At 60.6% G+C, this 23,233-nt stretch carries 25 protein-coding genes; 12 read left to right on the top strand and 13 right to left on the bottom strand.

The genetic code is table 11. The features are described 5' to 3' along the window. The first annotated feature begins 30 nt into the window (after positions 1-30). On the top strand, positions 31-1,857 hold the full coding sequence (glmS, locus tag ASC97_RS13055; RefSeq protein ID WP_057468746.1) for a glutamine--fructose-6-phosphate transaminase (isomerizing): 1,827 nt from the start codon (positions 31-33) through the stop codon (positions 1,855-1,857). Between the two features lie 113 nt (positions 1,858-1,970). Continuing rightward, positions 1,971-2,675: a DUF502 domain-containing protein gene (locus ASC97_RS13050; protein WP_057469354.1), complete on the top strand. Its 705-nt coding sequence runs from the start codon at positions 1,971-1,973 to the stop codon at positions 2,673-2,675. A gap of 10 nt (positions 2,676-2,685) precedes the next feature. On the opposite strand, the gene ASC97_RS13045 is transcribed toward ASC97_RS13050, so the two are convergent. Continuing rightward, complete coding sequence (locus ASC97_RS13045; RefSeq protein WP_057468745.1) at positions 2,686-3,180, bottom strand: peptide deformylase; 495 nt, start codon at positions 3,178-3,180, stop codon at positions 2,686-2,688. A 167-nt stretch (positions 3,181-3,347) separates the two neighbouring features. Here ASC97_RS13045 and mgtE point away from each other — a divergent pair, with 167 nt between their 5' ends. Together mgtE and ASC97_RS13035 are read left to right on the top strand one after the other, a co-directional pair. Further along, positions 3,348-4,760: a magnesium transporter gene (gene mgtE / locus ASC97_RS13040; RefSeq protein ID WP_057468744.1), complete on the top strand. Its 1,413-nt coding sequence runs from the start codon at positions 3,348-3,350 to the stop codon at positions 4,758-4,760. A gap of 76 nt (positions 4,761-4,836) precedes the next feature. Continuing rightward, on the top strand, positions 4,837-5,229 hold the full coding sequence (locus tag ASC97_RS13035) for a MerR family transcriptional regulator (protein ID WP_057468743.1): 393 nt from the start codon (positions 4,837-4,839) through the stop codon (positions 5,227-5,229). Between the two features lies 1 nt (position 5,230). Here ASC97_RS13035 and ASC97_RS13030 read toward each other — a convergent pair whose 3' ends face one another. Both ASC97_RS13030 and ASC97_RS13025 read right to left on the bottom strand, forming a co-directional pair. Further along, positions 5,231-6,217, bottom strand: a complete 987-nt coding sequence (locus tag ASC97_RS13030) for a heparan-alpha-glucosaminide N-acetyltransferase (protein WP_057468742.1) — start codon at positions 6,215-6,217, stop codon at positions 5,231-5,233. Next, positions 6,218-6,982, bottom strand: a complete 765-nt coding sequence (locus ASC97_RS13025; RefSeq protein ID WP_057469353.1) for a DUF599 domain-containing protein — start codon at positions 6,980-6,982, stop codon at positions 6,218-6,220. It lies immediately after the preceding gene. Positions 6,983-7,172: 190 nt separating this feature from the next. Here ASC97_RS13025 and ASC97_RS13020 point away from each other — a divergent pair, with 190 nt between their 5' ends. Then, positions 7,173-8,579 (top strand): L-serine ammonia-lyase, encoded by a 1,407-nt coding sequence (locus ASC97_RS13020; protein ID WP_057468741.1) that lies wholly within the window; start codon positions 7,173-7,175, stop codon positions 8,577-8,579. A 131-nt stretch (positions 8,580-8,710) separates the two neighbouring features. Continuing rightward, positions 8,711-9,148 carry a DUF1489 family protein gene (locus ASC97_RS13015; protein ID WP_057468740.1) on the top strand — a complete coding sequence of 146 codons (438 nt, stop codon included), beginning with the start codon at positions 8,711-8,713 and terminating at the stop codon, positions 9,146-9,148. A gap of 8 nt (positions 9,149-9,156) precedes the next feature. Here ASC97_RS13015 and ASC97_RS13010 read toward each other — a convergent pair whose 3' ends face one another. The 7 genes from ASC97_RS13010 to ASC97_RS12980 all read right to left on the bottom strand — a co-directional run bounded on the left by ASC97_RS13010 (position 9,157) and on the right by ASC97_RS12980 (position 15,506). Continuing rightward, positions 9,157-9,435, bottom strand: a complete 279-nt coding sequence (locus tag ASC97_RS13010; protein ID WP_057468739.1) for a hypothetical protein — start codon at positions 9,433-9,435, stop codon at positions 9,157-9,159. Between the two features lie 115 nt (positions 9,436-9,550). Next, on the bottom strand, positions 9,551-11,038 hold the full coding sequence (locus ASC97_RS13005) for a serine hydrolase (RefSeq protein WP_200959477.1): 1,488 nt from the start codon (positions 11,036-11,038) through the stop codon (positions 9,551-9,553). Positions 11,039-11,153: 115 nt separating this feature from the next. Then, a complete protein-coding gene (locus ASC97_RS13000) occupies positions 11,154-11,906 on the bottom strand; it encodes a hypothetical protein (RefSeq protein ID WP_057468738.1) in 753 nt (250 codons plus the stop codon). Positions 11,907-12,154: 248 nt separating this feature from the next. Then, the gene (locus tag ASC97_RS12995) at positions 12,155-12,760 is read right to left on the bottom strand and encodes a transglutaminase-like cysteine peptidase (protein WP_057468737.1); all 606 of its coding nucleotides are present in this window, start codon (positions 12,758-12,760) and stop codon (positions 12,155-12,157) included. A 376-nt stretch (positions 12,761-13,136) separates the two neighbouring features. Next, positions 13,137-14,105, bottom strand: coding sequence for a prolyl aminopeptidase (pip, locus tag ASC97_RS12990; protein WP_057468736.1), 969 nt, complete (start codon positions 14,103-14,105; stop codon positions 13,137-13,139). Positions 14,106-14,164: 59 nt separating this feature from the next. Next, entirely contained in the window at positions 14,165-14,776 is a 612-nt protein-coding gene (locus ASC97_RS12985) for a PilZ domain-containing protein (RefSeq protein ID WP_057468735.1), read from the bottom strand. An 88-nt stretch (positions 14,777-14,864) separates the two neighbouring features. Beyond that, a complete protein-coding gene (locus ASC97_RS12980) occupies positions 14,865-15,506 on the bottom strand; it encodes a PAS domain-containing protein (protein ID WP_057469351.1) in 642 nt (213 codons plus the stop codon). A gap of 300 nt (positions 15,507-15,806) precedes the next feature. Between ASC97_RS12980 and ASC97_RS12975 the strand changes: the two genes are divergently transcribed. After that, complete coding sequence (locus tag ASC97_RS12975) at positions 15,807-16,577, top strand: rhomboid family intramembrane serine protease (protein ID WP_057468734.1); 771 nt, start codon at positions 15,807-15,809, stop codon at positions 16,575-16,577. A 99-nt stretch (positions 16,578-16,676) separates the two neighbouring features. Continuing rightward, positions 16,677-17,111 carry a CBS domain-containing protein gene (locus ASC97_RS12970; protein WP_057468733.1) on the top strand — a complete coding sequence of 145 codons (435 nt, stop codon included), beginning with the start codon at positions 16,677-16,679 and terminating at the stop codon, positions 17,109-17,111. Positions 17,112-17,126: 15 nt separating this feature from the next. On the opposite strand, the gene ASC97_RS12965 is transcribed toward ASC97_RS12970, so the two are convergent. The 3 genes from ASC97_RS12965 to folE form a co-directional block, all read right to left on the bottom strand. Next, positions 17,127-18,095 (bottom strand): patatin-like phospholipase family protein, encoded by a 969-nt coding sequence (locus ASC97_RS12965; RefSeq protein WP_057468732.1) that lies wholly within the window; start codon positions 18,093-18,095, stop codon positions 17,127-17,129. A gap of 112 nt (positions 18,096-18,207) precedes the next feature. Beyond that, positions 18,208-18,663, bottom strand: coding sequence for a phosphoribosyl-AMP cyclohydrolase (gene hisI, locus ASC97_RS12960; RefSeq protein ID WP_057468731.1), 456 nt, complete (start codon positions 18,661-18,663; stop codon positions 18,208-18,210). A 28-nt stretch (positions 18,664-18,691) separates the two neighbouring features. Next, the gene (gene folE / locus ASC97_RS12955; protein WP_057468730.1) at positions 18,692-19,306 is read right to left on the bottom strand and encodes a GTP cyclohydrolase I FolE; all 615 of its coding nucleotides are present in this window, start codon (positions 19,304-19,306) and stop codon (positions 18,692-18,694) included. Positions 19,307-19,610: 304 nt separating this feature from the next. On the opposite strand from folE, the gene ASC97_RS12950 reads away from it, so the two are divergent. From ASC97_RS12950 to thrS, 4 genes are all read left to right on the top strand, one after another. Next, positions 19,611-20,057 (top strand): iron-sulfur cluster assembly scaffold protein, encoded by a 447-nt coding sequence (locus tag ASC97_RS12950; protein ID WP_057468729.1) that lies wholly within the window; start codon positions 19,611-19,613, stop codon positions 20,055-20,057. Positions 20,058-20,069: 12 nt separating this feature from the next. After that, positions 20,070-20,471 (top strand): membrane protein insertion efficiency factor YidD, encoded by a 402-nt coding sequence (gene yidD, locus ASC97_RS12945; RefSeq protein ID WP_057468728.1) that lies wholly within the window; start codon positions 20,070-20,072, stop codon positions 20,469-20,471. Positions 20,472-20,475: 4 nt separating this feature from the next. After that, positions 20,476-21,003 carry a DUF1697 domain-containing protein gene (locus ASC97_RS12940; RefSeq protein ID WP_057468727.1) on the top strand — a complete coding sequence of 176 codons (528 nt, stop codon included), beginning with the start codon at positions 20,476-20,478 and terminating at the stop codon, positions 21,001-21,003. A gap of 123 nt (positions 21,004-21,126) precedes the next feature. After that, positions 21,127-23,115, top strand: a complete 1,989-nt coding sequence (gene thrS, locus ASC97_RS12935; RefSeq protein WP_057468726.1) for a threonine--tRNA ligase — start codon at positions 21,127-21,129, stop codon at positions 23,113-23,115. Positions 23,116-23,233: the final 118 nt, after the last annotated feature.

Raw genomic sequence — 23,233 nt, 5'->3', positions numbered from 1 at the left:
CCTCCGAAACGGAAGGCTCTGGGGATTTGTATGTGCGGAATTGTTGGGATCGTTGGAAATAGTCCGGTCGCGGAGCGGCTTGTCGATGCGCTGAAGCGGCTCGAGTATCGCGGCTATGATTCGGCCGGCGTTGCGACCGTCCACAACGGCGCACTGGAGCGGCGGCGCGCCGAAGGCAAGCTGTTCAACCTCGAGAAGCGTCTCGATGCCGAACCTCTGCCAGGCACGACGGGAATAGCGCACACCCGCTGGGCGACGCATGGCGTGCCCAATGAGACCAACGCGCATCCGCATTTCGTGGACGGCGTCGCCGTCGTCCATAACGGCATCATCGAGAACTTTTCCGAACTGCGCGACGAGCTGACGGCGGAGGGTGCGATCTTCCACACGCAGACCGACACCGAGGTCGTCGCCCATCTGATCGCCAAATACCTCAGAGACGGGCAGGAACCCCGCGCTGCGATGATGAAGATGCTCAACCGTGTGAGCGGAGCCTATGCGCTTGCGGTGATGCTGCAGAACGATCCCGGCACGATCATGGCGGCGCGCTCGGGCCCGCCCCTTGCCATCGGCTACGGCAAGGGTGAAATGTTCCTGGGTTCCGATGCGATCGCGCTGTCGCCCTTTACCAACGAGATCACCTACCTCGTCGATGGTGACTGGGCTGTCCTGACGAAGGACGGCGCGGCGATCCTGGACTATGCCGGCAAGGAGATCGAACGGCCGCGGCAGATTTCCCAAACCACCGCCTATGTCGTCGACAAGGGCAATCATCGGCATTTCATGGAGAAGGAAATCTATGAGCAGCCGGAAGTCATCTCCCATGCCCTCAGCCACTACGTGGATTTTGCGAGCAACACAGTCAGTGTCAACGCGGCAGCGATCGATTTCAAGGCGACGACCGGCCTTGCCATTTCCGCCTGTGGCACAGCCTATCTGGCCGGCCTCGTCGGCAAATATTGGTTCGAGCGCTACGCGCGCCTGCCCGTAGAGATCGATGTCGCCTCGGAATTCCGCTATCGCGAACTGCCGCTGTCGCCCACGCAGGCGGCGCTCTTCATCTCCCAGTCGGGTGAAACTGCTGATACGCTGGCATCGCTACGCTATTGCAAGGAGCATGGGCTGAAGATCGGTGCGGTCGTCAACGTCAAGGAATCGACGATCGCGCGTGAGGCCGATGCCATTTTCCCGATCATGGCCGGACCGGAGATCGGCGTTGCTTCGACGAAGGCCTTCACCTGCCAGCTCGCCGTTCTCGCATCGCTGGCGCTCGGCGCCGGAAAGGCGAGGGGAACGATCAGCGCCGAGCAGGAGAAGGAACTCGTCCGCCATCTCGCGGAAATGCCGCGCATCATGAGCCGGGTGCTGAATACCATCCAGCCTCAGATGGAAAGCCTTTCCCGCGAGCTTTCCAAATGCCGCGACGTTCTCTATCTCGGTCGCGGGACGAGCTTCCCGCTCGCCATGGAAGGCGCCCTGAAGCTCAAGGAAATCTCCTACATCCATGCCGAGGGCTATGCCGCCGGAGAGCTGAAGCACGGACCCATCGCGCTGATCGACGAGAATATGCCGGTCATCGTGATTGCGCCCTATGACCGGTTCTTCGAGAAGACCGTCTCCAACATGCAGGAGGTCGCGGCGCGCGGCGGCCGGATCATCTTCATCACCGACGAGGCCGGGGCCGCCGCTTCGAAGCTTCCGACCATGGCGACGATCGTCTTGCCGAACGTCGACGAGATTATCGCGCCGATGATTTTCTCGCTGCCGATTCAGCTGCTTGCCTATCACACGGCGGTCTTCATGGGGACGGATGTCGATCAGCCGCGCAATCTCGCGAAATCGGTCACGGTGGAGTGAGGTCAGCCGCAAAGGCTTGTGCGGCACGGTAAATTCTGGCAGCTTCGCCGTGGAGATCACGGGGGCACTGATTTCCGATTGCCGGTATGCTCAACGGAGTTCATCAGCAAACGATGACCGAAAAAATGCCCCGATTGTCGGTCGCCGCACGGATCAGAAACAACTTTCTGGCCGGCGTGATCATTTGCGCCCCGATTGCGATCACACTGTGGCTCACCTGGTCGGTGGTTCGTTGGGCGGACAGCTGGGTCAAGCCTTACCTGCCGGCCCGCTACGACCCGGACAACTATCTGAATTTCGCCGTGCCCGGCTCCGGTCTGCTGATCGCGCTGATCATGATCACGCTCATCGGCTTCCTCGGCAAGAACCTGATCGGTCAATCCATCGTTCAGTTCAGCGAATCCCTGGTGCGCCGCGTGCCGCTGGTCCGCGTCATCTACAAGAGCGTGAAGCAGATCTTCGAGACCGTGCTGAAGGAACGCAGCAATTCCTTCAAGAAGGTCGGCCTCATTGAATATCCAAGCGCCGGTCTGTGGTCTCTTGTTTTTGTCGCAACCGACGCGAAGGGTGAGATCGCATCGAAATTCAATGCGATGGGCCACGACATGGTCAGTGTCTTCCTGCCGCCAACCCCGGTTCCCACGGCTGGATTTCTGATCTTCGTGCCGCGCGAGAAGATCGTCTTTCTCGACATGTCGCCGGAAGATGCCGCCAAGCTTCTGATTTCAGGCGGCCTCGTGACGCCTGAGGAGCTTGTGTCGCGCATACCGAGGCCCGAGCGCCCCAGATTGCCCGAACCCGCACCGGTCGAGATGTGAGAGCGGCGGTTCAGGCGCCTGTTTTTTCCCACTTCTTGATCAGCCTGTCGCGTTTCAGCTTCGAGAGGCGCTGCATCCAGAAAATTCCGTCGAGCTGGTCGATCTCGTGCTGGATGCAGACGGCGAGAAAGCCATCGGCCTCTTCCTCGTGCGGCAGGCCGTCGAGGTCGCGGTAGCGAAACCGGATCGCCTTCGCTCGCGTCACGTCATCGGTCATTCCCGGCATGGAAACGCTGCCTTCGGTGTGGCGGAGCGTCTCTTGCGACAGGGAAATGATCTGCGGGTTCATGTAGTAACGCACGCCGTCGTCGCGGCTGAGCTCGATCACCGTCACACGTTGGAACACACCGACATGAGCGGCCGTGATGCCGACGCCGGGGGCGGCGCGCATCGTATCCAGCAGATCGGCGGCAAGCGCCCGCAGGTTTTCGTCGAAGGCGACTACGGGCTCGCAGACCACTTTCAGGCCGGCATGGGGATAGCGCAGAATGGGGCGGACGGGCACGAAAGATGCTCCTGATTCAAGATGCGCGGAAACTATCGACAGACAGGCAGATTGTCATCCCGGCACATCGTTTGCGGCTGGACGCGATAGCGGCTTTCCGCTAGCACGAGACAATTCCGGCGTTTCGAAGATGTCGAACTTCGAATCAGATGCGAGGGCGGCAAAGGATGACGAACGAAGCAGAAGAGCTCGTCCGCACGCGTCCGGAGGACAGCGAAGCCGACATCTACGATGAGAACGGACACGTCCGAGGCGATTTCCTGGCGCTGGTCGGTGCCGCCATCGCCGATCGCGATACCATTTTCCTGCGCCAGCACGTTGCGCGCCTGCATGAATCCGAAATAGGCGACCTGCTCGAATCGATCCAGCCGGACCAGCGCCTGGCGCTCGTGCGCCTGCTTGGCGACCAGTTCGACATGACGGCGCTCACCGAGGTCGACGAGGCGATTCGCCGCGAAATCGTCGACCAGATGCCGAACGACCAGATTGCGGCGGCGATCGGCGAACTCGATTCGGACGACGCCGTCTACATCCTCGAGGATCTCGACAAGGAGGATCGCGAAGAGATCCTGGCGCAGCTGCCGTTTACCGAACGCGTGCGCCTGCGCCGCGCGCTCGACTATCCCGAGAGCTCGGCCGGACGCCGCATGCAGACGGAATTCGTCGCCGTTCCGCCGTTCTGGACTGTTGGTCAGACGATCGACTACATGCGCGACGAAGAGAACCTGCCTTATTCCTTCTCGCAGATTTTCGTGATCGACCCGACATTCAAGCTGCTCGGCGCCGTCGACCTCGACAAGATCCTGCGTACCAAGCGGCAGTCGAAGATTGAAACCATCATGCGGGAGACCAATCATCCGATTCCCGCGGAGATGGACCAGGAAGAAGCGGCCCAACTCTTCGAGCAGTACGACCTTCTGTCGGCCGCGGTCGTCGATGAGAACGACAGGCTCGTGGGCGTGCTGACCATCGACGATGTCGTGGACGTCATTCATGAAGAGGCAGACGAGGATATCAAACGCCTCGGCGGTGTCGGCGACGAAGAGCTGTCCGACAACGTCATCTCGACGGTGCGCTCGCGCTTTCTCTGGTTGCTGATCAATCTTGGAACGGCTTTGCTTTCGGCGAGCGTCATCGGCCTCTTCGACGAATCGATCGAAAAAATGATCGCGCTCGCGGTATTGATGCCGATCGTCGCCTCGATGGGTGGCAACGCCGGCACCCAGACGATGACGGTTACGGTACGCGCGCTTGCGACCGGCGACATCGATATCTACAACGCCGGCCGAATCATCCGCAGAGAGGCAGGCGTCGGCATTGCCAATGGCGCGATGTTCTCGGTGATCATGGGGGCGATCGCGGCGACATGGTTTCACGACTACCAGCTTGGCTTCGTCATCGGTGCTGCAATGATCATCAACCTGTTCGCTGCCGCTCTTGCCGGAATTCTTCTGCCGCTGCTTCTGGACAAGCTCGGCGCCGATCCGGCTATTGCCTCGTCGGTATTCGTCACCACGGTCACGGACTGTACCGGTTTTTTCGCATTCCTCGGCATCGCCACATGGTGGTTCGGAATTTAGCCGGCTTAGATCGATGTGCGCAAATTGACTATTACGTAAAAGTCAATATTATGGTTTCCTCACTGTTGGGGGACCCATGCCGGTTAGCAAATACTATAGCATAACGGAGTTGACGCGCGAGTTCGGCGTATCGACCCGTACGCTCAGATTCTATGAAGACGAGGGATTGATCCACCCGGAACGTCGGGGGCGCACGCGCCTGTTCCGACCCGCCGACCGTCGTCTTATTCAGGAAATATTGCGCGGCCGGCGCATCGGTTTCACCATCGCCGAAATCCGCGAGATCATACAGGTCTACAAGGAGCCCCCGGGCGAACTTGGCCAGCTCAAGCTGCTGATGTCGCGCGTCGATGAAAAGCGTGACGAATTGCGGCAGAAGCGCAAGGATATCGATGACACGCTGGCCGAACTCAACAACATCGAGGAAGCCTGTCTCGGCCGTCTCGCCGAAATCGGCGTTGGCACCTGATTTACGGTCCGCCGGCGCTGCACTCGTTTGCAAGTGCCACGATGCGGCCATCGTCTGCTTTCACGGCACCGGCTTGGAATGGCGTGAAGAGATTTTGTGCCTGCAGCTTTTCAAGCGTGCACTGACAGAAGCTGCGGCACAGCGCTTCCCCTTCCTGCTGCATACAGGAGACGTTGCACTGCCTGAGGTAAGTCTCGACCGGATCGGGCTGGGCCGGCGGAGCGATGATCGTCAGTCCATAGGCGATCGAGATAAGCACGGGCTGGTGGATGAGGTAGAACGCGAGGCTGTGGCGCCCTGCCTTGGCGAGAAGCGTCGAACCCGTCCCCAGGCGCGCAAGCCTCGCCGGGAGCTCTGTTTTCACAGCAATCATGGCCGACGTCAGGCCAAGCAGGAACGGCACCGCCCAAGGGAACACGGGAACGTAGTCGTTCGAGCGTTGCGGCATCTCGGCAAATCCGATCCACGCCAAATGGCGCGGGTCGAAGACCGCCGAACGCAGGACGCCCGGCGCGACCCAGGTGTCGACGACCCAGGCAATTGCCGATAATGCCGTTACCGCCGTTGTCACCGGCGAAGGAAGGCGCAGCAGTAGAACACCGAGGAGACTGACGACGGCAATGCAATGGAGGATGCCGAAAAAGATCCATTCGCCGGGCATGAAGAACCATGTGGCGACGGAGATCGCCGCCGCCGCTGCAACGATCATTGCGAATCGCCTCCAGAACGGCCGCCAGCGAATCTCTGGCGTATTGGCGAGCACGAGGCTGACGCCGACGATGAACAGGAATGTCGCGGCAATGGCGCGCGCGTAGATCTTCAGCCACCCCGATTCCGCCGTTCCCGGGGCGAGATAGCCCATGAACTCCATGTCCCAGGTAAAGTGATAGGTCGCCATCGCGATCAGCGCCGCACCACGCGCCGTATCCAGCAAGCCGATGCGAGGCGGCCTGGCGCCCGCTGCCGTTTCCGTCGCCGGAACAGTCATTTACAATCCCCCGGATGAGTCGTTGCCCTCGTCTGAAGGGCCACCGCGGGGAATAGGATAAAGGTGGAGATTTGATGGCGGCCCGGTATCCAGGATCGCCAGCCTTGCTTCGGAGAAGAACTGCCGGCGCGTGAGCACGACGATGACGATCGCGGTTGTCAGCATGAAGACATAGGGATTGATGAACCAGCCGAGATAGCCGATCGACAGGAAGATCGCACGCAGGCCCTCGTTGAAGTGCCCCCCGGCGATGATGTTCATCCGGATGACACGTTCGGCGGCGCGTTCGGCGGCGATGAGATCGCGCTCGGTGTCACGTACCATGGGAATGGAGCCGAAGAGAATGGTGCAGTAGTTGAACAGCCGATAGGACCAGCCGAACTTGAAGAAGGCGTAGCCGAACAACGCAGCCAACCCACCGACCTTCATCTCGAACACCGCATGCCCGCTATGGAAGACGAACGGCAGGTCGGCGAAGACGGCATCCACTTTTTCCGTCGCGCCTAACAGGGCAAAACAGCTGCCGATCGCGAAAATCGAGGTCGAGGCGAAAAACGCCGTGCCGTTCTGCAGGCCCGCCATGATCTGCGTGTCGATCATCTTCAGATCGCGGCGCAGCGAATTGTAAATCCACTCGCGCCGCCGCTCTCCCATCGCATGGGTAAGACTTGTCCTGCCGAAGAGGCTGGCACCGCGCAGGAGCCGTGAGTAGCCGAACCAAAGGACCGCAAAAAAGACAAGTGCGATGTAATCTGCTGTCGTCATCATTATATTGATTCAGTTCCCCTTCGAACGGCGCCACTCTACAGATGCGAACGGCAGCCGCAATAACCGGGAACTTCCGACGTTTCATTTTGATGATGTCGCACGCGTGAAATGCTATGTCGGTGCATCGAACGGGTCGCGGGCGGCTCTGGCGTAGCTTTCGTTAGCCAATTTTCAACAGGACGCACTCATGTTCCTTTCCGTTTTCGACGTATTCAAGATCGGCGTGGGTCCTTCCAGCTCGCATACGATGGGTCCCATGACGGCGGCCAACCGCTTTCTCGATCTGATTCTGTCGGACGAATGGCCGCGTCCGTCGTCGGGCGCGCAGGTCGCCGCCATCAAGGTCAGTCTGCACGGCTCGCTGGCGCATACCGGCATCGGCCACGGGACGGGGAGGGCCGTTGTCCTGGGTTTGATGGGCGAACAGCCGGATAGCGTGGATCCCGACAAGATGGATGGCATCATCGATCGTGTCGAGCGATCCGGGCGCATCTCCCCGCCAAACCATCCGAGCTATCAGTTCCAGCCCAAGAACGATCTTGTCTTCGACAAGAAGCAGCCGCTGCCGGGCCACGCGAACGGCATGTCCTTCTCCTCTTACGACAAGGATGGCCGCATGCTGCTGCGGCGGGTCTACTATTCGGTCGGTGGTGGTTTCGTCGTCACCGATACGGAGCTGGAGGCGATGCGCGCAAAGAAGAAGGCGCCGACGGATGCCGCAAGGGTGCCCTATCCGTTCTCCACCGCCAGGCAGATGCTCGACATGGCAGCGCGCTCGGGGCTTTCCATCGCCCAGATGAAGCGCACCAACGAAGAGAGCCAGAGGAGCCGCGAGGAACTCGACGCGGGCCTCGACCGCATATGGGAAGCCATGCGCTCCTGCATCGAGCGCGGACTGAAGGTCGACGGCATCATGCCGGGGGGCCTCAATGTTCGCAGGCGCGCCCGCGCCATCCACGACAAGCTCCAGGAGGAGTGGCGCAGCAACCGCATCAATCCGCTGCTCGCCAACGACTGGCTGAGCGTCTATGCCATGGCGGTCAACGAAGAGAATGCTGCCGGCGGACGCGTCGTGACCGCGCCGACGAACGGTGCCGCCGGCGTCATACCCGCCACCATCCGCTATTACGAGCATTTCCATGACGATTGGGATCAGAACGGCATCCGCGACTACCTGCTGACGGCGGCTGCCATCGGCGGCATCATCAAGCACAATGCCTCCATCTCGGGCGCTGAGGTCGGCTGTCAGGGCGAGGTAGGGTCCGCTGCCGCGATGGCGGCTGCCGGACTTGCCGCCGTCATGGGTGGCACGCCCGAGCAGATCGAGAACGCAGCGGAGATCGCGCTCGAACATCACCTCGGCATGAGTTGCGATCCGGTCGCGGGGCTCGTGCAGGTTCCCTGCATCGAGCGAAACGCGCTCGGTGCCGTGAAGGCCGTCACGGCGGCCTCGTTGGCGATCAAGGGTGACGGCACGCACTTCGTCCCGCTCGACGCCTGCATCGAGACCATGCGCCAGACCGGCCACGATATGAGTGAGAAGTACAAGGAAACCTCGACCGGCGGTCTCGCCGTCAATGTGGTCGAATGTTGAACCGCGACGGCAGACGGTCCTCTCTGCCGTTGGGGCGCGCGTGCACAGCGCCTTCCGAAAATCGCTGCACATCTGCGCCTGCCATGCGCTAGCCGCTTGACGCTGCCGGGCAAAAGGATTTCAACGGCTGCATGGCATTGCATCTGATAAAATTGTGCGTGGGCGCCGACTCGATCGACGATCTGCGTGAATGGGTCGCGGAACGCTCGCTGCGCGCCATCGCCGCCGGCCTGGAGCCGCATTCCGTCCACACCACGAGAATGGCACCGAAACGCGTCGATGACCTGTTGAACGGCGGCTCGCTTTACTGGGTCATCAAGGGACAGGTCCAGGCACGCCAGAAACTGCTCGATATCAAGACGTTCACGGACGGTGAGGGGATCGGCCGCTGCAACCTGGTGCTCGGCCCGGAGGTTATCGAAACCTCGGTGCAGCCGAAGCGCGCGTTCCAGGGATGGCGCTACTATCCCGAAGAAGATGTGCCGCGTGATCTGCATACCCTCGGCGAGGGTATTGCTGAAATGCCCGCGGATCTGCGCCGCGAGCTTTCGGAGTTAGGTCTTCTCTAGACGCCGGATCAGCGAAGCCGAAGGCTCACCGGCGCTCGGCCGCCGGGGCAGGTGACGTGCAGGTGGATGGTCGCTTCGGGCTGCGAATAGCGCCATGCACGCGCGCCGTGGCAAAGCAGCAGATTGATCAGATCCTTGGTCTTTGCCGTCTTCGGCTTCTGCCGCTGGAGGCCGATTTCAGCAAGCCGGAGCGCCGCTTCGTGAAGCGGATGCAGGACCGAGCGGGGATTCTTCCCCGTTTGCTGGCCTTGAGGTGGAAATTGCGGAACGTTCTCGTTGATCGCCATTGTTATCCCCGTACGCAAAACAAACCGAGTCTAAGAACTCCGGCCGGATCGCGAACACCGATCACGGCCGTATTCCGGACTGTCGCCATGAAGGCGGAGGCGACAGTCCCTGTCATCACTGAGCCGAGGCCCAGCACTTCACGCCGGCGCGCTTCAGCGCGTTGCAGGCGTTCACAGCGTCGCGCTGCTCATCGAAGCCGCCAAACCGGGCGCGGTAGCTTCCGGCATAGGCGACAGCGAAAGGCTTGGCCGAACGCAGCGCCTTGCCGCCCTTCGTCTTGGCGCCATCGAGCAGATCCATGGCGCCTTCCTTGCTTGACGAAACGCCGATCTGAACGACCCAGCCGCTCGGCTGTGGCAACTTCGTTGACGCCGTCGTCAGCGTGTCGACCGAGGTGTCACCCTGTTCCGGCGGAACGTAGGTGGGAGCAGGGGTTGCGGCCGTCACGGAAGCCTGCTTGACAGGCTGCGTCCTGACCTTGGTCGGCGCGGGCATGTCCTGCTGCAGAAGCGGATTTTCGGATTTCGAGGCGGATGTTGCGGCGTAGGCTGCGACCTGCGTGGAGGCGCGATCGGCCCGTGTATCAGGTGTCGGGCCGCCGTGCGGCAGGTCGACGTTCGCCGCTGTCGAGGCCACTTCGCTCTTGGCAGCCGTGACTGGAACCACCGGCTGTGCCGAAATCTTCGGAGCCTGTGCAATGAGGTCGGACGAACCGCCACGGTTCGACGCCTTCGGCAGATAGGAGGCAATCAGGTTGCGCATCTGATTGTCGCGCGCTGGGGTGGAAGCACCGCCGAGAACGACACCAACGATGGATTTGCCGTCGACCTGGACAGAACTGACAAGGTTGAAGCCTGCAGCGCGCGTATAGCCGGTCTTGATACCATCGACGCCACGCACGGAACCGACCAGGCGGTTGTGGCTGCGGATGATGCGATTGCCGAACTTGAAGCTCTGCGTGGAAAAGTAGCCATAGTACTGCGGGAAATGCTGGCGCAGCGCGATTCCGAGGCGAGCCTGGTCGCGCGCCGTGGTCATCTGTGCCGTGTTCGGCAGACCGTTGGCGTTACGGTAGGTCGTGCGCGTCATGCCGAGTGCATGCGCCTTGGCAGTCATGATCTGCGCGAAGCGGTCTTCGCTGCCGCCGAGCAATTCGCCGAGCGCCGTCGAGGCATCGTTGGCAGACAGTGTCACGAGGCCGAGAATGGCCTGCTCGACGGAGATCGTGCCGCCCGGGCGGACACCAAGCTTCGTCGGAGCCTGGCCGGACGCATGAGCAGAAAAGGGAACGGCAGTATCGAGCCGGATGCGGCGCTGCTCCAGCGCTTCGAAGGTCAGATACAAGGTCATCATCTTGGTCAGCGACGCCGGATACTGCAAGCGGTCGGCGTTTTCACTGTAGAGGACGTTGCCGGTATTCGCGTCAACGACGATTCCGGCATATTTTGAATTCGCGGCCTCGGCATCGGCGCTCGCCGAGTCGACCGCCACGATTCCGACTGCCATGGACAGCGCCACGATCGCTTTGATCAGGAAGTTGCTGGAACGGGATGGAGATGCGGGGGAGGCTGACCTTGACACTATTTCACTCTTCGCTTGCAGTTCACATATTCGCGGGACCGTGCGCCCTCCCGCACGACCGAACCCTTTGAAATTAGCGCCCCGGGGTTACCAATCCGTTTATGATTAATCGTTTCTTTCGTCATTCCGGAGCAATCTACGGGCTTGTCGCGGAACGGGTCATGAGGCGCGCTTCCACAAAATGGCGAATAGCGGCATCAATATGGTCCCAGTCGGGCAAATGCCGACTCGAGAAGCGGTAAAGCACACTTAAATCGCGCCCCACTTTGATATCGCGTTGGCAATCGCCGCTGGTCGCCATTTCGGGCGCGGAAGGGAGCACACAGCGAACGACGTAGTCCGGTGCACCCGATCTTTGCGCGGTCAACAGCACCTCATCGGCGTAGCCTGCATCGGGGCGAAGCCGATGCAACGTCATGCCGTTCGCGAACGGCACCGGATCGCCCTCTACGAGGTGCGAATAGATCGGTTCCATGCGGCCCGACATGTCGCGGGACATCGTGCTTTGGGTGATTTGGAGAAAGATGAGATCGGACGACTGGGCAACATCGTCGAAACGCTGCCGGCTGTCCTTGCTGTAACCCTGCATCTGCGGCCATGTGAGGTAGAGATCGGCGCGCTCCGAGGTTCCGCCATGCCTCTGGCTCGGAAAGCGCAGCGTGTTCTCCGGCAGTTGCAGCGTATCGCGACCGATCGTCAGCGCGACAGACGCCGTACTATCGGTGTTGCCGGCGAGGGAGACACTCGCCCCGAACCACCGACCGCCGATGCTTATCCCGACCGTGAGCGCTGCGAGCAAGGCGACAATCGCCATCGCTCGGACAAGAAATCCCGTCGACAGAAGCGGTGTTTCCGCGATGCTCTCGGCACCGTGCGCAAGATGGTCCATGGCGGCCCTCGGATAACTGACCGCCGCAGGAAGAAACAAGAGCCGCCGGTGTCGATGAGTGTTGCGCCATGATCCGGCCGGCGTAGTTAATTAACGGTTAAGAAGCGCGAGAGTGCAGATAAGGCCGGGACACATAAACAATGAGCCGCTCCTGGGACAGCAGGAGCGGCTCTTGTGCCGGTCGGGACGATATGCGGGGGACGGACCGGAACATTGGTTGCTGCCGGTTCTATCCGGCAGCCTTATCGTTACTTGACGCTGCCGACCGCAACCGCGCGGCCATCCTGCAGCTTGACCCAGCGCGTCGGATCATCCGCCGACTGACGCTTGAGGAAGGTGTATTCGGTATCGGCCCAGAGCATCACCTTGTTGCGCATGTTGTCGAGGATGAAGTCGCCACGGTCCGTACGGACGGTCAAGACGGCATGACCTTCACCGTTCGGCTGCAGCACGACCGTCATCAGCAGATCGGAAGGCGAGAAGCCGCCGTCGATCAGCATCTTGCGCTTGAGCAATGCGTAGTCTTCGCAATCGCCGACGGTGCGCGGGTAGGCCCAGCGTTCTTCGACGCCGTAGATCTCCTTGTCCGTCATCGGCGTGATGGATGAATTGACCTGATAGTTGATCTTGAGGATGGTCTTCCAGCGTTCCTCGGTCAGGAGGAGGGCACCCTGGTCGCCGGCAGCGTTGCTGCAATCGGCCGGACTTTCCTTGCAGAATTGGTAGGCGCCGATTGGCGAACTCGAATTGCCAGCTACGGTCATGTTCAGGTAGGTCGCCTGTCCCGCGCCCGCCATCACGATCAGCATCACGCCGGCTGCGAAGCCGCCCTTGATGAATGTCGCTATTGTCATTTTGTTGTCTCCCCGTTCGTGAGGAGACCTTGACACAGGGATTTTTACCTGACGCAAAATTGCGTAGTTAAATTAAGGGCTTAGTTTATTCAAAAGCACACCGAATTCGACTAAAAACAAAGTCGAATTCGCCTAAAATTCGAGACGCATTCGCGCTAAATTTGATTCAAGTTTTAGCGTTTCCAAACACCATTCGGTGCCCCAATCGATCCATTTCGGGGCAAAAGATTAACGCCCCCGGGGCCAATGCGCTGTCCGTTAATCTTCCCTTCACCATGGGGTCTGGGAGATTTGTGCGCTGGGCGCGCGCCGGAACGGTGCAGACGGCTGGAAAAGAGGGCGAAATCCGCCCGATTTCGGTCGTCCGCGTCGAAAATTATTTTGAAGAAATTTCGGAAAAATGGCCGGTCGCGTCGATGATCGCACGCGCCATGCCCTCGGTGTCGGGCGAGTGCGCGGCGTTTTCGACGATCACCAGCTCGCTCCCTGGCCAGGCTTTCGACAGTTCCCACGCAGTCGTCAGCGGTGCCTCAAGGTCGAGCCGCCCCTGCACCAGCGTTCCTGGGATCGCTTTCATCCTGTCGGCGTTGCGCAACAGAACGCCCTCTTCAAGCCAGCCGTGCTGCGCGAAGTAGTGGGTAACGATCCGCGTACGGGTGAGAAGGTATCGTGGGTCCCGCCAGCGGCGAGGAAACCCGGCGGGATTGGCAAGGAGAATGGAGGCCGCCTCCCAGTCATGCCAGTCCCGCGCCGCCTTCACCCGGGTCTCCATATCTGGCGCATTGACCAGTAGCCGGTAGCCTTCGACGACGCCGATCTGCCGCAGATCCTCGGGTAGCTCCGCAATCAGCCGGCTCCATTGCTCGGGAAATAGCGCCGCCATTCCGCGCGTCAGCCAGTCGATCTCGGAGCGTCGGGTCATGGTGACGCCGGCAAGCACGATAGCCGCTGCACGCGCAGGATGGGTCTGCGCATAGGCGAGGGCGAGCGTCGATCCCCAGGAAGTTCCGAACAGCACCCAGTCTTTCACATGCAGGTGACGACGGAGATTTTCGATATCGTCGACGAGATGCCAGGTCGTGTTCTCGGCGAGGTCGGTGTCCATGTCTGCCGCATTGGGCAGGCTTCGGCCGCAGTTGCGTTGGTCGAAGAGGATGATGCGATAGACGGAGGGGTCGAAGTAGCGCGCTGCCGATGGCGTGCAACCTGATCCCGGCCCGCCGTGAAGATAAAGCGCCGGGCGTCCTCCTGGATTGCCGTATGCTTCCCAGTAGAGTTGCTGCCCGCCGCCAACATCGAGGAAGCCGTACGCGTAGGGATCAATTTCCGGGTAGAGAACCGACATGCGCCACCTCTTTGCGGCGCCCCCCATGCATCAGCAGCGTGACAACCGGATGACGGCAATCAAAGAAATTCGCGCAGTGTCTCGCGGGATTGAAGGGAGAGGAACTCGATCGCCACGCCTTCCGAGAAATGACGCACGACGCGTCCGCGCATGTTTCCAAGCCGCAGTGCCGTGCCGATCGGCGGACGCACCTCGACATCGACGGCGGCACCGGAGAGCGACAAGTCCATGATGCGGCAGTTGTAGCGCGTGCCGTCCTCAAGCGTGATCTGGGTTTGCGATTCGCGCGTCATCAGCCGGTCGTGGCGACGATCTTCGGGAAGGCCAAGTTCGTGCTTGTTTGCAAGCCAGGTCAGCTGCGCAGCGAGTTTTTCGCGCTTTCGTTCTGTGGCGTGGATCGACATCGTGAAGCCGCGACCGTCGACCGCCTGAACATAGCCTTCGACGCGTCCGAGATGATCGATGTAGGCGACAACACGCTCGTTGGCGCGAGGACGGCCCTGGCAGGTCACGTACATGTCGCCGGGCGACATGTCGATGACGATGCACTCGTATTCCTCGTAATTCGCCAGCATCAGCCTGCCCTGCATATTGATGGGCACACGCTGGAATGCACCTTGTTCAAGGCGAGGCGCAGTCCGTTGCGTCTGAGCTTGCTGGAATGCGTGCATTATACGGCTTCTTTATAAATGTCTTGCCGTCGATCTTTACCCGCAATCCCTTAACAGAAGGTTGTACCGATGACGTTTTTACGTCTTACTACGAGTGCCGGAACGGTCCATCGGCCTTGGCCGGCTCGGTGCGCTGGTTGGACATCGCCAGATACAGGGTTTCGGTAATCGACGGCGCCCGTGCGGCCACTGCAATGTCCGCCGCCTTCGGATCCTGCGTTCCCTCGTGCGGCGTTGCCAATTGTTCATAGACAAGACGGCTGCGGTCGAGCGCCAGGAATTGCAGCGGCACCACTTCAAGCCAGCTTGCGGCGGTTTCCGGAGCAATGCAGCCGAGTACCTTGTTACAGTGTCCCTCGTTGGAACGCAGCGGCAGGAGAATGATCTCGAAGCCGGTGCGATGACCGGCGGTGCTGTAGCCGGTCACGTTGAGCAGGGTTGGGATCGCGTGCTCCATGACGCCCATGGCGGTCCGCTCGATGTCCTCGTTGCCGTGCGCCCACAGTTCCGACAGGCTGGAGCCGCCAAGATCGCGGCCGAAGAGATCACAGATGCGGGTGCCCGCGAGGCGAAACGTGACGCGGCCGGATTTGTTGATCTCGAGCATGAAGAGACTGGCCAGGATATGGCGTACCGCGTTCGGCTCTATCTGAGTTCGCAATGGCGCGATCTCAGCTCCGCGAATCCTGTTCCAATAGCCGAAGATGTCGATGGTGGCCGCGAGGCGCATAGTGATGCCGATCTGTTTCATTCTGGTTCAAGCTGCGCCCGTCCCGGTCGCCTTTGAGTACTCCATGCGTATTTCGTGCCAGACGAGAGGCGTTAAGGTTAAAGAATGGTTTCGGTTGAGCGGGCGCGGCCACCGTGCGACTATCTCCTCATCGCTTCCTGATCGGGAAGTTCAGCACAGATTGCTCGGGCACGGGGTCATTCTCGGGGGCGCTCGGCGCGCCGTTCGGCTCTATGCCGAGCGGCTTTTTTTTTGATCCTTCGTCCTGTAAGCCTGTCACCTTGTCAAATGAGGATTGAGATGGACGATTCGCTCGCCCCGGAAACGGCCATGGGTCCACAGGCGAAGCCTCCGAGAACGCCCGTTTTCAATCTTCCCGGCGTCGTGCTGGCATCGCTTGGGTTGGTGGCGGTCGTCTATGCGGTGCAGGCCCTCGTGCTTTCGGATAACCTCGTCGATTGGCTGTTTTTCAATTTCGGCTTCATTCCGCTGCGCTATGCAACGTCGCTTTCCGAGCAGGGGCCGCAGCTGTTCTGGACGCCGATCACCTATTCGCTGCTTCATGGCAGCATCGAACATATCCTGTTCAACGGCCTCTGGCTGATGGCCTTCGGGACACCGGTTGCCCGCAGGATCGGTACCTTCCGCTATCTTCTGTTCTGGGTGTTGTCGGCAATCGCCTCCGCGGCACTTCATGCCGGATTGAACTGGGGCGACCCGACCGTCCTGATCGGAGCCTCGGGGGTTATTTCCGGATTGATGGGGGCAGCATGCCGCTTTGCATTCCCGCCGGAACGGCGCGTGCAGAGACCAGCCCACCTCAATCCGCGGCTTTCGATTCCGCAGGCGTTTCGCAGCCGGACCGTCGTGATGTTCATGCTGTTCTGGTTCGTCGGCAATATCCTGATTGCAGTTGGCGTCCCGCTTCTGGGCGATAGTTCCCAACCGATCGCCTGGGATGCCCACATAGGCGGCTTCGTTTTCGGCTTCTTCCTCTTTGATCTTTTCGACAAACGCCCGCCGGAGATGCCGGGATTGCCCGAGGAATCGGATATGTTGCAATCCGGATGATTGAAGTGCACCATTCGACCTGATCCGCGTTGGGAGGAGAGACCGCCGCGGATGCCTGTGATCAGCTGAAGTATTTCGCTTTCGACATAGGAGGTTAAAATGTCCAACACAGTCAAAGCCATACTCGATGGAAAGGGCAGGGACGTCGTCACTGCCGGCCCGAACACAACCGTTTCGGAAGCGGCCGTGATTCTCAGCAAGAAGAAGATCGGCGCCATCGTCATCGTCGGGATGGAGAACAAGATTTCGGGAATATTTACGGAGCGCGACGTCGTTCATGCCATCGCCAAGGCGGGCGCAGCATGCCTCGATCAATCGGTTGCCTCGGTCATGACCTCGAAGGTCTATCGCTGCAACGAGGCGACGACGGTCAACGAACTCATGGAGCTGATGACCAGCCGTCGCTTCCGCCATGTGCCTGTCGAAGCCAACGGCAAACTTGGCGGCATCATCTCGATCGGTGACGTGGTCAAGACGCGCATCGCCGAGGTCGAACGCGAGGCAGAGGAAATCAAAGCGTACATCGCAGGCTAGGAAACCGCCGGCTCGTCAGCTGGAGCCGGCGAACAATTCCTGCATCCGCTTCAGTTCCGGGAGCCGCGCCTTCGTTTCCTCGTAGCCGCGCTCGATGGCTTCCCCGGCACGGTGAAATTCCGAGAGACCGATATCGCCAAGGCGTGGCTGAAGCGAAATATCCGGCGGATCGCCGGCAAGGCGCGCGCGCGCGATCCTGTCCTGGATGATGTTGAACGCCTGCACCATCACACCCGTCATTCCGAGCTTGGCGTAGGGCGCGTGTTCCTGCTTCTGGACTTCCGACGGCGTCAGGCTGGCGTTGTGTCGCACGACGGCGGAACGCCCGTAGATGTCATAGTTGAGATTGACGGCGACCACGAGCGGCTGCTCGTACGCACGGCAGACCGAGACTGGAACTGGATTGACGAGCGCCCCATCGACCAGCGTGCGGTGATTGCTGCGGATCGGCTCGAAGATGCCCGGCAGCGCATAGGATGCGCGCAGCGCCGTGATGAGGGAGCCGTTTGCGATCCACACCTCGTGCCCGGTGTTCACCTCCGCCGCGACGGCGACGAAAGGGCGGTCGAGATCCTCGACGTTCAAGCCTTCCAGATGCTCCTGCATGCGCTTCGTCAGCCGCATGCCTCCGAAGAGGCCGCTGCCGCCGATCGTCAGATCGAGCAGGCTTGCAATACGGCGCATCGTCAGCGACCGGGCGAAGGTCTCAAGTTCGTCAAGTTTACCGGCGAGATAGCAGCCGCCGACCAGCGCACCGATTGACGTGCCGGCCACCATGCCAATCTCGATGCCCGCCTCGTCGAGCGCGCGCAGTACACCGATATGTGCCCAGCCTCGCGCTGCGCCGCCGCCAAGGGCGAGGGCAAGCTTGGGAAATTTCGGAGCGGGTGGTGGAGGCAGCGGCTTCATATCGGGGGATGAAGGAGTGCCGGAGTCTGAAATGCCCGTCTCGGAGCTTTGACGGTTCAAACTCCAGGTCAACATGGCTCGCTCCCTCCCTGGCGGAACACTCAGGTGCCTAGATTAGTGTCCCGTTTCCCTTTCAAATTGGTATATGGCCGCCGATTCCGGTTCAAAAAGAGACAGATTTCGGCATTTAAGGATCTTTTCCGTAAATTTCGTGCGGATCGAACTGCAATTCGTCATCCGCTATCTCAAGCATGGGCTTCCCATCCTCGAGATTGATGGTCCGGTAGAAGCAGGAGCGGCGGCCGGTGTGACAGGTGGCGTCGTGACCGGCGACCTCGACCTTGAGCCATATCGCATCTTGGTCGCAGTCCGTTCGGATTTCCTTGACAGTCTGAATGTTTCCCGATGTTTCGCCCTTTATCCAGAGCTTGCCACGCGAGCGGCTGAAATAGTGGGCCTTCTTGGTCTGGATGGTCAGCGCCAGCGCCTGTGCGTTCATATGCGCCACCATCAGCAATTCGCCGTCGTGCGCATCGGTCACGATCGCGGTGATGAGGCCGCGGTCGTCAAAGCGGGGCGTGAAATCGCCTGCATCCTCGAGTTCGGATTTGTCTTCTGAGGGCGCATTGAAGGCAAAGGGCATATCGCGGCTTTCTTAAGCTAAGCCGGGATCAGCGGCTCCTCACCATTGTCATGAATCGGGCTTGGTCAGCCGGCTCAGTCTTAAAGATTCCAGTAAAGGTTGTCGTCAATGTGGTCGAACCTTGCTTTTGCACACCGCGCATCGCCATGCACATGTGCTCGGCCTCGATCAGCACCGCAACGCCGCGCGGCGCCAGCGTGTCGTCGATCGCCCTGGCGATCTGCGCGGTCATGGTTTCCTGTGTCTGCAGGCGACGACCGTAGATTTCGACAACGCGGGCGATCTTGGAAAGCCCGAGCACCTTGCCGTCGGGCATATAGGCGACATGCGCCTTGCCGATGATCGGTACCATGTGGTGCTCACAATGCGAGAAGAATGGAATATCCCTGACGAGGACCATGTCGTCATAGCCGGCAACTTCTTCGAAGGTACGGCCGAGCACATCCTCGGCGTCCATGTCGTAGCCGGCGAAGAGTTCCCGATACGACTTGGCGACGCGCGCAGGCGTGTCGAGCAGACCTTCGCGCGACGGATCGTCGCCTGCCCAGCGAAGCAGGGTCCGAACGGCGTCCTCGGCTTCCTTTTGGCTCGGGCGGCCGGAATCGAGCGCGGTCTGCGGAAAATTCTTTACGATGGCGTCCATATGCAACTGTCTCCTGATCCGCACCGCGGATCGAATCTCGGACTAGCCACTGGCAATCCCATTTACGGGAATTGTGCACCTTTGGCAGGCTCCGGGGCTTTCAGGGCTTGAATTGCGGCCCTTCCGGCACGGTTTCCCAATCAAACTTACACGAGGCCATTGCATTTTTATGGCCTTCGAACGACATACATATAGGATAACGGCCTCTCTATGTAAGTCTCCCAGCACGACACGCTGTGTTTTTGTTTGTGCTACAATGACGAGCGAGACGCCGATCCGCATGAATCCTGGAGCGGAATCCACAATGGACGACATCTATAACAGCAAAATCATCGAATTTGCCGGGAATATTCCGCTCATTGGCAGTTTGGAGGATGCGGATGCCAGTGCCCAGGCACACTCCAAGCTCTGTGGGTCCAAGGTCAGGATCTGGCTCAAGATGGATGGCGACACGGTCAGCGCCTTTGCCCACGACGTGAAAGCCTGCGCGCTTGGGCAGGCGTCCTCCTCGATCATGGCGCGTCACGTCATCGGCGCCACCTCGGACGAACTGCGCAAAGCCCGCGAGGATATGCTCGCGATGCTCAAGGCCGACGGCGAGGGACCGAACGGCCGGTTCGAGGAGATGCGCTATTTGCGCCCGGTCAAGGAGTACAAGGCGCGCCACGCCTCGACCATGCTGACCTTTGACGCCGTCGTCGACGCCATCGGCCAGATCGAAGCCAGGCGTATCGAGACCGTCGGGGCTTGAGCGACGCGAGCGATGTGCGAATTCTGTTCCATACACCACGACGATCCGGAGGATGAGGGAGGAGCGGCCGGGTCGCCCCGGCAAAATCCCCTGCGGCGGTCACGCAACTATTCCGGGCCATTCCGCAAGACCCCCGATCGACTGCTCGGCATGGGGATCATCAGGACCTATCAGCTGACGTTGTCAGGCTTCATCGGCAATTCCTGCCGGCACATTCCCACCTGCTCCGAATACGGCTATGAGGCGATCGCGCGCTACGGCCTCTGGAGCGGCGGATGGATGACGCTGTTCCGCGTCGGGCGCTGCGGACCGGGCGGCACCAGCGGCCTCGATCCCGTGCCCGAGCACCTCGGCGAGCGCCTTCATTGGTGGACGCCATGGCGTTACCTGGCGCTTGGGCGCAAGGCGGGCTAAGGGCGTGGTATCCTACGTCGCGCTCCTGCACAGCATCGTCCTCGCGCCCGGTCGGCGCGTCGTCATGTCCGACCTTCGCGACATGGCGGAAGGGGTCGGATACAGCAATCCCCGCACATTGGTCTCGACCGGCAACATAATCTTCGAGGCGACCGCCGCGCCGGCGGGCGAAATAGAGGCGAAACTCGAAGCCGCCTTCAGGGAGAAATTCGGCAAGCCGGTGGATATCGTCGTTCGCAGCGGCGCAGACTGGCTGGATCTTGCCAAGGCCAATCCGTTTCCGGAAGGCGAGGGCAGCCAGGTCATCGTGCGCGTTATGCGCAATCCGCTCGACCGCTCGGCTCTCGATGCGCTCCGGAAATACGCCTATGCCAGTCAACGCCTGGCGATATCGAGCGGCGATCTCTGGATCGACTTTGCCGGCAGGCCCAGCGAATGGAGGCTGCTGTCCGCACTGACGACGAAGCGCATGGGGGTCGGTACGCTGCGCAACTGGAATACGGTTCGCGGGCTCGCGGAAATGCTTCGCTGAGCCGTCTTTTTCTTTACTAGAGCAGCAAATCTGGCTATCAGGCGGCGGCGCATTCGTGCGGACGAAGCGCTTCATTGCAACCACCCGCATTCGTTGGCGGGACTGGACAAGGAGAATTCTAAAATGTCCCAATCCGTTTCCCTGACATTTCCCGATGGTTCCGTGCGCAGCTACGACGGCGGCGCAACCGGCAGGGATGTCGCAGAATCCATTTCCAAGTCGCTTGCCAAGAAGGCCGTCGCCATTGCGATCGACGGCACCGTGCGCGACCTGTCCGAGCCCGTGACGGACGGCAAGATCGAGATTATCACCCGGGCTGACGGTCGCGCGCTGGAGTTGATACGGCATGACGCGGCACACGTCATGGCTGAAGCCGTCCAGGAGCTTTGGCCCGGCACGCAGGTCACGATCGGCCCGGTGATCGAGAACGGCTTTTACTACGACTTCGCCAAGAACGAGCCCTTCACACCCGACGATCTGCCGAAGATCGAAAAGAAGATGAAGGAAATCATCGCCCGCAACGCGCCATTCACCAAGCAGGTATGGTCGCGCGAGAAGGCCAGGGAAGTGTTTGCCGCCAAGGGCGAGCAGTACAAGGTCGAACTCGTCGATGCGATCCCGGAAGGCCAGGATCTGAAGATCTACTACCAGGGCGACTGGTTCGATCTTTGCCGCGGTCCGCACATGGCCTCGACGGGCCAGATCGGTACGGCCTTCAAGCTGATGAAGGTTGCCGGTGCCTACTGGCGTGGCGACAGCAACAATCCGATGCTGACCCGAATCTACGGGACGGCATTTGCCGAACAGGCTGACCTCGACAACTACCTGCACATTCTCGCCGAGGCCGAAAAGCGCGATCACCGCCGTCTCGGCCGCGAAATGGACCTGTTCCATTTCCAGGAGGAGGGACCGGGCGTCGTCTTCTGGCACGGCAAGGGCTGGCGCATGTTCCAGACGCTGACATCGTACATGCGTCGCCGTCTCGCCGGCGACTATCAGGAAGTCAACGCGCCGCAGGTGCTGGACAAATCGCTCTGGGAGACCTCCGGCCACTGGGGCTGGTACCGCGACAACATGTTCAAGGTCACTGTTGCCGGAGACGACACCGATGACGACCGCGTCTTCGCGCTGAAGCCAATGAACTGCCCCGGTCACGTGCAGATCTTCAAGCACGGCCTGAAGTCCTATCGCGAACTGCCGATCCGATTGGCGGAATTCGGCACGGTCCACCGCTACGAGCCGTCGGGCGCTCTGCACGGCCTGATGCGCGTGCGCGGCTTCACCCAGGACGACGCGCACATCTTCTGCACCGACGAGCAGATGGCGGCCGAATGCCTGAAGATCAACGACCTGATCCTTTCGGTCTACGAAGACTTCGGTTTCAAGGAGATCGTCGTCAAGCTTTCGACCCGTCCCGACAAGCGCGTCGGCTCCGATGCTCTTTGGGATCGCGCCGAAAGCGTGATGATGGACGTCCTGAAGCAGATCGAGGAACAGTCCGGCGGGCGCATCAAGACCGGGATACTGCCGGGCGAGGGCGCGTTCTACGGGCCGAAGTTCGAATATACGCTGAAGGACGCTATCGGTCGCGATTGGCAGTGCGGCACGACGCAGGTCGACTTCAACCTGCCGGAACGCTTCGGTGCCTTCTACATCGACAGCAACTCCGAAAAGACGCAGCCCGTCATGATCCATCGCGCCATTTGCGGGTCGATGGAACGCTTCCTCGGCATCCTGATCGAGAACTTCGCCGGCCATCTGCCGCTTTGGGTTTCCCCGCAGCAGATCGTCGTCGCAACGATCACCTCGGAAGCGGACGGCTACGGCGCCGAAGTTGCCGAAGCGCTGCGCGACGCCGGCCTGAACGTCGAGACCGACTTCCGCAACGAGAAGATCAACTACAAGGTCCGCGAACATTCGGTCACGAAGGTTCCGGTGATCATCGTCTGCGGCAGGAAGGAAGCTGAGGAGCGCACGGTCAACATCCGTCGTCTCGGCAGCCAGGAACAGACCTCGATGTCGCTCGACGAGGCGATCGCGAGCCTGTCGCTCGAAGCAACCCCGCCGGATGTCCGCCGCAAGGCTGAGGCACGCAAGGCGAAGGCCGCCTGAGGCAGCGTCTGAAATGGAAACGCCCCGTCATGAACTGACCGGGCGTTTCCGATTGAAGACCATGACGGCAAAGATGATTTTACCAGGCTGTGACGGCAAAAGCGGCTAGGCCGCGCCC

The organism is Rhizobium sp. Root1203 (assembly GCF_001424945.1).
Classification (GTDB): Bacteria; Pseudomonadota; Alphaproteobacteria; order Rhizobiales; family Rhizobiaceae; genus Rhizobium.
The sequence above is the reverse complement of the archived record's forward strand: the minus strand, read 5'-3'. Positions and strand labels throughout refer to the sequence as shown.

Bases quoted from the DNA above. Each gene is read 5' to 3' on its own strand.
- ASC97_RS13030 (WP_057468742.1), bottom strand. From the start codon at position 6,217: ATGACTGTTCCGGCGACGGAAACGGCAGCGGGCGCCAGGCCGCCTCGC.
- thrS (WP_057468726.1), top strand. From the start codon at position 21,127: ATGTCCCAATCCGTTTCCCTGACATTTCCCGATGGTTCCGTGCGCAGC.
- ASC97_RS13025 (WP_057469353.1), bottom strand. From the start codon at position 6,982: ATGACGACAGCAGATTACATCGCACTTGTCTTTTTTGCGGTCCTTTGG.
- ASC97_RS13050 (WP_057469354.1), top strand. From the start codon at position 1,971: ATGACCGAAAAAATGCCCCGATTGTCGGTCGCCGCACGGATCAGAAAC.
- mgtE (WP_057468744.1), top strand. From the start codon at position 3,348: ATGACGAACGAAGCAGAAGAGCTCGTCCGCACGCGTCCGGAGGACAGC.
- hisI (WP_057468731.1), bottom strand. From the start codon at position 18,663: ATGCCCTTTGCCTTCAATGCGCCCTCAGAAGACAAATCCGAACTCGAG.
- ASC97_RS12975 (WP_057468734.1), top strand. From the start codon at position 15,807: ATGGACGATTCGCTCGCCCCGGAAACGGCCATGGGTCCACAGGCGAAG.
- ASC97_RS12965 (WP_057468732.1), bottom strand. From the start codon at position 18,095: ATGTTGACCTGGAGTTTGAACCGTCAAAGCTCCGAGACGGGCATTTCA.
- ASC97_RS12970 (WP_057468733.1), top strand. From the start codon at position 16,677: ATGTCCAACACAGTCAAAGCCATACTCGATGGAAAGGGCAGGGACGTC.
- yidD (WP_057468728.1), top strand. From the start codon at position 20,070: ATGTGCGAATTCTGTTCCATACACCACGACGATCCGGAGGATGAGGGA.
- ASC97_RS13010 (WP_057468739.1), bottom strand. From the start codon at position 9,435: ATGGCGATCAACGAGAACGTTCCGCAATTTCCACCTCAAGGCCAGCAA.
- ASC97_RS13000 (WP_057468738.1), bottom strand. From the start codon at position 11,906: ATGGACCATCTTGCGCACGGTGCCGAGAGCATCGCGGAAACACCGCTT.
- ASC97_RS13015 (WP_057468740.1), top strand. From the start codon at position 8,711: ATGGCATTGCATCTGATAAAATTGTGCGTGGGCGCCGACTCGATCGAC.
- pip (WP_057468736.1), bottom strand. From the start codon at position 14,105: ATGTCGGTTCTCTACCCGGAAATTGATCCCTACGCGTACGGCTTCCTC.
- glmS (WP_057468746.1), top strand. From the start codon at position 31: ATGTGCGGAATTGTTGGGATCGTTGGAAATAGTCCGGTCGCGGAGCGG.
- ASC97_RS12985 (WP_057468735.1), bottom strand. From the start codon at position 14,776: ATGCACGCATTCCAGCAAGCTCAGACGCAACGGACTGCGCCTCGCCTT.
- folE (WP_057468730.1), bottom strand. From the start codon at position 19,306: ATGGACGCCATCGTAAAGAATTTTCCGCAGACCGCGCTCGATTCCGGC.
- ASC97_RS12950 (WP_057468729.1), top strand. From the start codon at position 19,611: ATGGACGACATCTATAACAGCAAAATCATCGAATTTGCCGGGAATATT.
- ASC97_RS12980 (WP_057469351.1), bottom strand. From the start codon at position 15,506: ATGCGCCTCGCGGCCACCATCGACATCTTCGGCTATTGGAACAGGATT.
- ASC97_RS13020 (WP_057468741.1), top strand. From the start codon at position 7,173: ATGTTCCTTTCCGTTTTCGACGTATTCAAGATCGGCGTGGGTCCTTCC.
- ASC97_RS12995 (WP_057468737.1), bottom strand. From the start codon at position 12,760: ATGACAATAGCGACATTCATCAAGGGCGGCTTCGCAGCCGGCGTGATG.
- ASC97_RS13035 (WP_057468743.1), top strand. From the start codon at position 4,837: ATGCCGGTTAGCAAATACTATAGCATAACGGAGTTGACGCGCGAGTTC.